1 protein-coding gene is annotated in these 3,125 nt (G+C 58.8%); it reads left to right on the top strand.

The window, feature by feature from the left end; translation table 11 throughout:
- Positions 1 to 278 precede the first annotated feature (278 nt).
- A complete protein-coding gene (locus tag WAW39_RS28035; protein ID WP_422322680.1) occupies positions 279 to 2,990 on the top strand; it encodes a hypothetical protein in 2,712 nt (903 codons plus the stop codon).
- Positions 2,991 to 3,125: the final 135 nt, after the last annotated feature.

Here is a 3,125-nt window from a genome sequence, read left to right as displayed (position 1 = left end):
GGGGATGATGCCGCGTGCGGTTCCGATCTTGGGGGTCAAGACTCGAAGCCAGCATTGAGGGGGGGATTTGCGGCGCGCCTACATCGCGATTCCAAGGATGTACTCAAACAACAAGATCGTCACAATGGCCCGCCGCATAAGCGTTTGCGCTTCAACAGTTTCGGCATTCAACCAAAGCCAGGCCGTTGCGACTGTGAACTCATTGGCTCAGTCAGTATCTGCCACTCTTCACACATTTAAACTCGACGCGCCGTCAGCGATCCACATAAGCTCCCACCATGTCTCGGCTCTTCATGTCCTTGCCTGGGTGGCTGGCGCTTTTCGTTCTCTGTCAGACGACGTGGTCGCAAGCCGCCAAACCTGAGGCAATGATCACGCGGACCTTCAAAGTGCCGCGCGACTTTGTGAGCTTCGAAATGTCTGCTGAAGTTCAGTCGCTGCCTGCCGATCCCTTTGCGACTTTAGCCGCGCCAGAGCGCAAGCCGGGCGAATCTGTCCCGTTGATCAAAACAGCGCGCGATCGTCTCGAAGAAGCGGGCCTCATCTTTCCAGATGGAGCCAGCGCCTCCTTTGATCCTTGGTCCAGCACACTCACTCTTATCAATACGCAGGCAAATCAGGACCTCTGTGAGGCATATTTTGAGCATGCCTCGATCAATTATCCACATCACGTGACCTTCGTGCTGACCGTGCTCGAAGGCCCGGGAGAAATCATCCGGCAGGCGAATGCAGCGGCTGCTGCTCAGGAAGATGCCGCGAAGGCTTTGGCGGACCTGATGCAGCATGCCGCAAAGCCGCAGTCCCAGGTTCACGTGGTGCAGGATGCCTTCATGGAATCAAGGCCAGGAATGCGTGTCACGACTCGTTCTGTGAAGGAGCATTACCATCCCACCGTCAGCACAGATGACCAGGGCCGCATCTCCGTTGACCGGGAGATGCTGATGGTGGGCATGAATCTGGAAATCGAGCCGGTCATCGATACCGATAACCTGCACGTTGATTTCAACTACAGCCTCGACCTCCATCCCTCGCCGCCCGTCTCGCGGCAGGTGGCAGTCTCTGATCCAGCCACCGGAAGTGCCGCCGAGCTGCCTTTCACCACGGTGCCCAAACTGCACTTCGCAGCAGACACTCAGGTGCTCAGCGGCAGCACGCGCCTGCTAGGTGTTTCCAAACCCTATGGCAAAGCCGGCGCTGAAAGCGAGGATGTACTCTGGGCGGCATTTATCACCACTCACATCGTGAGGTTGGAAAGCCTGCCGCGTGTCCGGCCAAAGGTCAAAGCTGCGCCCTTGAAGGTGCCCTCCGGCATGAAGAAGTTCGCGCTTCCCGTGCAGCTCGGCCTGTTGGAAAACGTGCTTCACCATTCTGGGCTGACGCTGCAGCAGTATCTGGACAAGAACGGCGTCGCTCCGGCCCCCGGTGCGGATGCGGTCATGGAAGGTGATGTGCTGACCGTGGTGAACACGCATGAAAACCTCGAGCGCATCGTCGTGCTGATCGAACATCTCACCTCGAAACTGCCGAAGACTGTCGCCCTGACCCTAGACACCGTGCAGGGTTCCGCCGACTTCCTGCGCGGTCTTGCCGTCAAAGCGGCGTCGCAGAAAGATCACGGCAGCCTGTGGTTGCAGGTGCAGGAAGCGCTTAATGCTGGCCGTCATGATCTCAAGCACGTCAGCACCAGCCGCCTGGAAACCAGATCGGGTGTGCGTTCCACCCTGGAGTCCGTGCAGGAGCACACCTTCCTCTCCGAATTTGGCCGGGATGAAAAGGGCCGCATGGGTCCGCAATTTGAAATCCGCCGCGTGGGTTCCATCCTGGACTTTGAACCCACGATCACCTGGGATGGTTGCATCGACCCCTCTCTGTCTCACGAATTGCATCTGCTGCCTCCGCAGGCGGGGCGTGGGGAAGTGCTGGCTCCCGGTTCCAAAGTGAAGCACGACTTTCCCATCGAGGACTTGCACGTGCAGCAGACCGTGACCCACATGCATATGGAAGATGGCGGCATTCTGCTGCATTCGTTGGTGCAGCCGCCCGGTGCCAAAACTGGAGATCAATTGATCGCCACCTTTCTGCGCTGCGATGTGATCCCTCAAAGCTCACGACGAAAAGAGACCGGGCCAACGCTGGCACAAATGCTTGCGAGTGTGCCCAAGACTGACTCGCAGGAGCTGTGGACACGCAGCTTTCGGGTGGCTCCTGATTTTCTATCAACTCACTCCGGTTCCGGGAGTTCAGCGAGCGGCACCCTCACTCCTCGGAAAACAGCGCGACAAATCCTGGAGGATGCGGGGATTTCATTTCCTGAAGGATCATCGGTTTCCACAGGCAACGCGACCTCTGAGATCATCGTCAGAAACACCGCGGAGAACCTGGACAAGGTGGAGCAGTTTGTGAAATGGATGGAAAGGGAGACTCGTCCCTCCACCGTTACCACGACCTCCCATGTTCTTGAGGCGCCGGGCCCGCTGGTGCGCCGCCTCATGACCGGCCTGGGCACTCGCGGCGATCATCGTGCAGAACTGAAACAACTGCTCGACGCCGTGCGTCAGGGCAAAGTCAGGCATCTCGGTCTCTCGCGCATCGAGACCAGGGCCGGAGCAAACGGCAAGGCGGAGCAGGGCGTTCAGCATCCTTTTTTCAACGGAGCCATGGACACCGACGTGCGACTCGTCGGCTTCAGCACCGAAGTGGAAGTCATCAGTAGCACCCCGCACGCCGCCCCGGGTTTCCTGATCACATCCGAATTCCACCCCGCACCTCCGGTCGAACATCGCGAATACGTGATCGACTTCGAAGGCCGTCGCCTGGAGTTTCCACTGACCGATTTTTACGTCATGAAGCTGAAGACCGAAACGGTTGTCCCCGATGGGCAAGCCCGCCTGCTCGCCGTGTGGAAACCAGTGGGCAAAGGGGAAGGAGAAAACGCGGACCTGCTGCAGGTGCTGTTCATCACCTGCGATGAAGTGCTCACCCAGCCGTGAGGCCACCGGAGGGCTGGTACACCCACGGGAAGTTACCTTAGCCGTTGATCACCCAGGGTCAGGGTCACGAGGGCCAAAATGGGGTCATTTGGCCCTCATGGCCCTTCGCGGGTTCAGGGTCACAGGGTCACGACC

Origin of the sequence: Prosthecobacter sp. (genome assembly GCF_049294395.1) — a bacterium.
Lineage (GTDB): Bacteria > Verrucomicrobiota > Verrucomicrobiia > Verrucomicrobiales > Verrucomicrobiaceae > Prosthecobacter.
Note: the sequence above shows the minus strand (reverse complement) of the source record. Positions and strands in the feature narration are given on the sequence as shown.